The sequence below is a fragment of the Povalibacter sp. genome (genome assembly GCF_036735925.1).
Taxonomy (GTDB): Bacteria; Pseudomonadota; Gammaproteobacteria; order Steroidobacterales; family Steroidobacteraceae; genus Steroidobacter.
This window is the reverse complement of record NZ_DAINNK010000144.1, coordinates 1-5,151: the sequence shown is the minus strand read 5'-3', so window position 1 is coordinate 5,151 and position 5,151 is coordinate 1. Positions and strand designations below refer to the sequence as shown.

6 protein-coding genes and 1 pseudogene are annotated in these 5,151 nt (G+C 63.4%); 6 read left to right on the top strand and 1 reads right to left on the bottom strand.

The features are described from left to right. Positions 1-237 (top strand): annotated as a pseudogene (locus V7D81_RS22840) (hypothetical protein); the annotation flags it as partial. Between the two features lie 230 nt (positions 238-467). Here V7D81_RS22840 and V7D81_RS22835 read toward each other — a convergent pair. Continuing rightward, positions 468-623, bottom strand: coding sequence for a hypothetical protein (locus tag V7D81_RS22835; RefSeq protein ID WP_324320662.1), 156 nt, complete (start codon positions 621-623; stop codon positions 468-470). A 263-nt stretch (positions 624-886) separates the two neighbouring features. On the opposite strand from V7D81_RS22835, the gene napE reads away from it, so the two are divergent. From napE to V7D81_RS22810, 5 genes are read left to right on the top strand one after another with little or no spacing between them, the layout of a single operon-like run. Next, positions 887-1,039, top strand: coding sequence for a periplasmic nitrate reductase, NapE protein (napE, locus tag V7D81_RS22830; protein ID WP_324320660.1), 153 nt, complete (start codon positions 887-889; stop codon positions 1,037-1,039). An 18-nt stretch (positions 1,040-1,057) separates the two neighbouring features. Then, positions 1,058-1,390, top strand: a complete 333-nt coding sequence (locus V7D81_RS22825) for a chaperone NapD (protein WP_324320658.1) — start codon at positions 1,058-1,060, stop codon at positions 1,388-1,390. Beyond that, entirely contained in the window at positions 1,387-3,882 is a 2,496-nt protein-coding gene (gene napA / locus V7D81_RS22820) for a periplasmic nitrate reductase subunit alpha (protein WP_324320656.1), read from the top strand. Before V7D81_RS22825 ends, napA begins: the two co-directional genes overlap by 4 nt. Next, positions 3,882-4,382, top strand: coding sequence for a nitrate reductase cytochrome c-type subunit (locus tag V7D81_RS22815; protein ID WP_324320654.1), 501 nt, complete (start codon positions 3,882-3,884; stop codon positions 4,380-4,382). Before napA ends, V7D81_RS22815 begins: the two co-directional genes overlap by 1 nt. Beyond that, positions 4,379-5,029 carry a cytochrome c3 family protein gene (locus V7D81_RS22810; RefSeq protein WP_324320652.1) on the top strand — a complete coding sequence of 217 codons (651 nt, stop codon included), beginning with the start codon at positions 4,379-4,381 and terminating at the stop codon, positions 5,027-5,029. Before V7D81_RS22815 ends, V7D81_RS22810 begins: the two co-directional genes overlap by 4 nt. Positions 5,030-5,151: the final 122 nt, after the last annotated feature.

Here is a 5,151-nt window from a genome sequence, read left to right as displayed (position 1 = left end):
ACGCGGACGGCGATTCTTCGCAATACCGCCGGCAGCACGGCGAACTATCGCAACTCCGTCGGGCAAGGGGCAGCGACGCCGTGCTATGTCGCTACGAATCCCGCGCTGGGCAAGGTGAGCGGCGGGTACTTCAAGAACTGCGCGCCCGAACCGCAGGGGGAATATCAGACCGATGCCGCGATGGCGGCGCGGCTCTGGACCGTGTCGGAGCAACTGACGCGCGCCTACCTGGGATGATCTTCCTGCGGAGAGAAGATTTCACACAGAGATCGCAGAGAACACAGAGGTCAGAAGAAGGAAAATCGCCTTTTCTTGAACTCTGTGTTCTCTGCGATCTCTGTGTGAAATCTTCTCTTCCGACCTCCGTGTCCTCCGTGATCTCCGTGTGAAACTTCCAACTCCGACCTCCGGGCCAAAGCCTGCCGGCGCACCGCGATAGGCAACGCCGGCAGGGGGCGAGTGGAAACTCATGACAGCTGCGTGATGGTCACCGAGTAGCCGACGTCGGCGGCACGTTCGGCAGCGAAGGCGCCCAGGGACAGGCTGACGCTGACGATGAGGGCCGACAGAACCATGCACACGGCGCTCTGGACTTTGCTGTTGTTGATGCTGAGGGCAAACATGACGATCTCCTGGGTGGTCTGAACTCGTTTCCGCGTTGTTGCGGTCTTGGCGTTAGGACACGCCAGGAGCGTTCAGGGTTACACCGAGATCGAAAATACCGGTGAGCAGCGGCCGACTGCCGGCGAATGCGCCCGTAGCGGCGGCGATAACGCCCGACCGCGGATCTGTCTTTCGGGTATTCCGCGTGGACGGCTGCGGAAATCCGAACTTTCGGCAGCGGCGGCGCGGCACTACAAGAACTCCCGGGGATTCAGGAGAGGCGATGCACACCGAAAAGAAGCGCGAACTGGCGGCCTTTGCCTTCCTGGCCCTCGTGCTCGTGCCCATCCTGGCCGTGCTGGTGGTCGCCGGCTTCGGTTTCGCCGTCTGGATGTACCAGCTCATCGCCGGTCCGCCCGGTCCGCCGTCCGTCTGACAACGAGGGATCTCATTGATGCGAACGCTGCTGTCCCGTCGCGATCTGTTCACGGCCACGCCTCGTGAGTTGCAGGAAGAGATCGTCCATATCGCCAGCCTGTTGCTGCACATCGTGCCCTCGTGTCTCGACACCCTGCGCCGGACGGTCGCGGAACTGCCCGGCGCCGAGCTGCACGCCACCGCCCATCCCGCCAAGTTCGCCGTGGTGCTGGAGGCGGCCGATGCCCGCTCGCTCGCCGACGCGACGCAGCGGCTGCAGGATCTGCGCGGCGTGCTGACGGTATCGATCGTCGCGCACCTGAGCGAACGCGCGCGCGATCTCGACGAACCGATGGAGGAACAGGCATGAACCGACGCCAGTTCCTGCGCCGCAGCGCCGCGGCGTCCGCGATTGCCGCCGCCACCGCCGCGCCTTCGCAGGCCTCGAACATCATCACCGAATCGCAGTTCACCCGCATGAAGTGGTCGAAGGCGCCGTGCCGCTTCTGCGGCACCGGTTGCGGCGTACGCGTGGCGGTGAAGGACGGCCGCGTGGTCGCGACGCACGCCGATGCGAATGCCGAAGTGAATCGCGGTCTCAACTGCGTGAAGGGCTACTTCCTCTCCAAGATCATGTACGGCTCGGACCGGCTGACCCAGCCGCTGCTGCGCATGACCGACGGCAAGTACGACAAGAACGGCGAGTTCACGCCGATCACCTGGAAGCAGGCCTTCGACATCATGGAGGAGAAGTTCAAGGCGGCGCTGCGCGAGAAGGGGCCGGAAGGCGTCGGCATTTTCGGCTCGGGCCAGTGGACGGTCTGGGAAGGCTATGCCGCGAACAAGCTGTTCAAGGCCGGCTTCCGCAGCAACAACGTCGATCCCAATGCGCGTCACTGCATGGCCTCGGCCGCCTACGCCTTCATGCGCACCTTCGGCATCGACGAACCCATGGGCTGCTACGACGATTTCGAATCCGCCGATGCGTTCGTGCTGTGGGGCTCGAACATGGCGGAGATGCATCCCATCCTGTGGTCGCGCGTCGCCGATCGCCGGCTGTCCGCGCCGCACGTCAAGGTCGCGGTGCTCTCGACCTTCGAGCACCGCTCCTTCGATCTCGCCGACATTCCATTGGTGATGAAGCCGCAGTCGGACCTCGCGATCATGAATTACATCGCGAACCACATCATCCAGACAGGCAAGGTCAACAAGGACTTCGTCGGCAGGCACGTCAACTTCAAGCGCGGCGTGACCGACATCGGCTATGGACTGCGGCCCGATCATCCGCTGGAAATGAAGGCGAAGAACGCCGGCCGCGCCAACGACGCCGAGCCGATGACGTTCGAGGAATATGCCGCCTTCGTGAAGCCGTACACGCTCGAGTACGCGGTGAAGATGTCGGGCTGTCCGGAAGGCTGGCTGAAGCAGCTCGCCGACCTGTACGCCGATCCGAAAGTGCGCGTCACTTCGTTCTGGACCATGGGTTTCAACCAGCACACGCGCGGCGTGTGGGCGAACAATCTCGTCTACAACCTGCACCTGCTGACGGGAAAGATCTCGACGCCGGGCAACAGTCCGTTCTCGCTCACCGGTCAGCCCTCGGCCTGCGGCACGGCGCGCGAGGTCGGCACGTTCGCGCATCGCCTGCCGGCGGACATGACGGTGGTGAACCCCGAGCATCGCAAGCATGCCGAGGAACTGTGGAAGCTGCCGGCCGGCACCATCAATCCGAAGCCGGGTTATCACGCCGTCGAACAGAACCGCATGCTCAAGGACGGCAAGCTCAACGCGTACTGGGTGCAGGTGAACAACAACATGCAGGCTGCGGCCAACATGAACGAGGAGGGATTGCCCGGCTATCGCAATCCCGCCAACTTCATCGTCGTGTCCGATGCCTATCCCACCGTCACGGCGCAGGCGGCGGATCTGGTGCTGCCGAGCGCGATGTGGGTGGAGAAGGAGGGCGCCTACGGCAATGCCGAACGCCGCACCCAGTTCTGGCATCAGCTCGTCGATGCGCCGGGCGAGTCGCGTTCGGATCTGTGGCAGCTCATGGAATTCTCGAAGCGCTTCAAGACCGACGAAGTGTGGCCGGCCGAACTGCTGAACGCGAACCCGTCGTACCGCAACAAGACGCTGTTCGACGTGCTGTTCGCGAACGGCCAGGTGAACCGTTTCCCGGTCAGCGAGATGGATCGCGAGTACGACAATCACGAGTCGAAGCACTTCGGCTTCTATGTGCAGAAGGGCCTGTTCGAGGAATACGCCTCCTTCGGACGCGGCCACGGACACGATCTCGCGCCGTTCGACGTCTATCACCAGGTGGCTGGCCTGCGCTGGCCAGTCGTCGACGGCAAGGAGACGCTGTGGCGCTTCCGTGAGGGAGCGGATCCGTACGCGAAGAAGGGCAGCGGCTTCGATTTCTATGGCAACAAGGATGGCCGCGCCAACATCTTTGCGCTGCCCTACGAGCCGCCGGCCGAGTCGCCCGACACCGAGTTCAACTACTGGCTGGTGACCGGGCGCGTGCTCGAGCACTGGCATTCGGGTTCGATGACTGCGCGCGTGCCGGAACTGTATCGCGCCTTCCCGAATGCGCTGGTGTTCATGCATCCGGACGACGCGGAGGCGATGAAGATCCGTCGCGGCGTCGAGGTGAAGGTCGTATCGCGGCGCGGCGAGATCCGTTCGCGCGTCGAAACGCGTGGCCGCAACAAGCCGCCGCGCGGTGTGGTGTTCGTGCCCTGGTTCGACGCCTCCCAGCTCATCAACAAGGTGACGCTGGATGCGACTGATCCGATCTCCAAGCAGACGGACTTCAAGAAATGCGCGGTCAAGATCGTGCCGCTGGGAGCCGTGTGATGCGCGCTGCACGCTGGGTCATTGCTGCGATGGGTGCGGCCGTCATTGCGCTTGCGGCCATGTCGCTGCCGGCGGAGGACCTGGTGAACGGCCTGCGCGGTAACACGCCGCTCAAGGAAGAGCCGCAGGCGCCCAAGATCTGGCCGGTGGAGAACAAGGACGTGAAGCGCGGCCGCGCCTACACCAGCCAGCCGCCGACCATCCCGCACTCGATCGAGAAGTATGAAATCACGCGCAACGTGAACATGTGCATGTACTGCCACGCGCGCGTGCGCAACAACGAGTTCGGCGCGCCGATGGTCAGCGCCACGCACTACATGGATCGCGAGTTCGATTTCCTCGCCGAGATTTCGCCGCGCCGTTACTTCTGCACCCAGTGCCACGTGCCGCAGTCGGAAGTCACGCCGCCGGTGGCCAATACGTTCCTGGACGTCGACGAGATCATCGCGCGCCAGCGCGCCGCGGCGGCCGGGTCGGACGACAAAGAAAAGAAGAAATGAAGCGCCTGTGGGACATGCTGCGCGGCTGGTGGCGGGTGGTCAGCTCGCCCAGTCGCTATTTCAGCCTGGGATTCCTGACCATCGGCGGCTTCATCGGCGGCGTGCTGTTCTGGGGCGGTTTCAACACCGCGCTCGAAGTCACCAACACCGAGGAGTTCTGCACCAGTTGTCACGAGATGCGTGACAACGTCTTTGCCGATCTCAAGCACACCATCCACTACAGCAACCGCTCGGGCGTGCGGGCGACCTGTCCGGACTGCCACGTCCCGCACGACTGGACCGACAAGATCGCGCGCAAGATGCAGGCCTCCAAGGAAGTGTGGGGCAAGATCTTCGGCACCATCAACACGCGCGAGAAGTTCGTGAACCATCGCCTCGAACTGGCGAAGCACGAATGGGCGCGGCTCAAGGCCAACGACTCGCTGGAATGCCGCAACTGCCACAACTACAAGTTCATGGACTGGACGCGCCAGAGCGCCCGCGCCGTGTACGTGCACTCGAAGGCCCTGGCAGGCGAGGATCATCACACCTGCATCGACTGCCACAAGGGCATCGCCCACAGCCTGCCCGACATGGAAGGTATCGAGATGCTGTATGGCGCGCCGATCGAGGAAATCGAGCCGCGCGCGGGCGGCGTGAAACGCTGACTGACTCGTGATCACCGGCGAGTGTTCTGTGGGGCCGGCTTCAGCCGGCTTGAGAACTGTCAGGCTGAAGCCCACTAGTGTCCGGTTAAGAATCGAACAAAGTCAGTTGGTTATCACGATCG

Excerpts from the sequence above, each read along its gene's own strand:
- V7D81_RS22835 (WP_324320662.1), bottom strand. The coding sequence starts at position 623 with ATGTTTGCCCTCAGCATCAACAACAGCAAAGTCCAGAGCGCCGTGTGC.
- napE (WP_324320660.1), top strand. The coding sequence starts at position 887 with ATGCACACCGAAAAGAAGCGCGAACTGGCGGCCTTTGCCTTCCTGGCC.
- V7D81_RS22825 (WP_324320658.1), top strand. The coding sequence starts at position 1,058 with ATGCGAACGCTGCTGTCCCGTCGCGATCTGTTCACGGCCACGCCTCGT.
- napA (WP_324320656.1), top strand. The coding sequence starts at position 1,387 with ATGAACCGACGCCAGTTCCTGCGCCGCAGCGCCGCGGCGTCCGCGATT.
- V7D81_RS22815 (WP_324320654.1), top strand. The coding sequence starts at position 3,882 with ATGCGCGCTGCACGCTGGGTCATTGCTGCGATGGGTGCGGCCGTCATT.
- V7D81_RS22810 (WP_324320652.1), top strand. The coding sequence starts at position 4,379 with ATGAAGCGCCTGTGGGACATGCTGCGCGGCTGGTGGCGGGTGGTCAGC.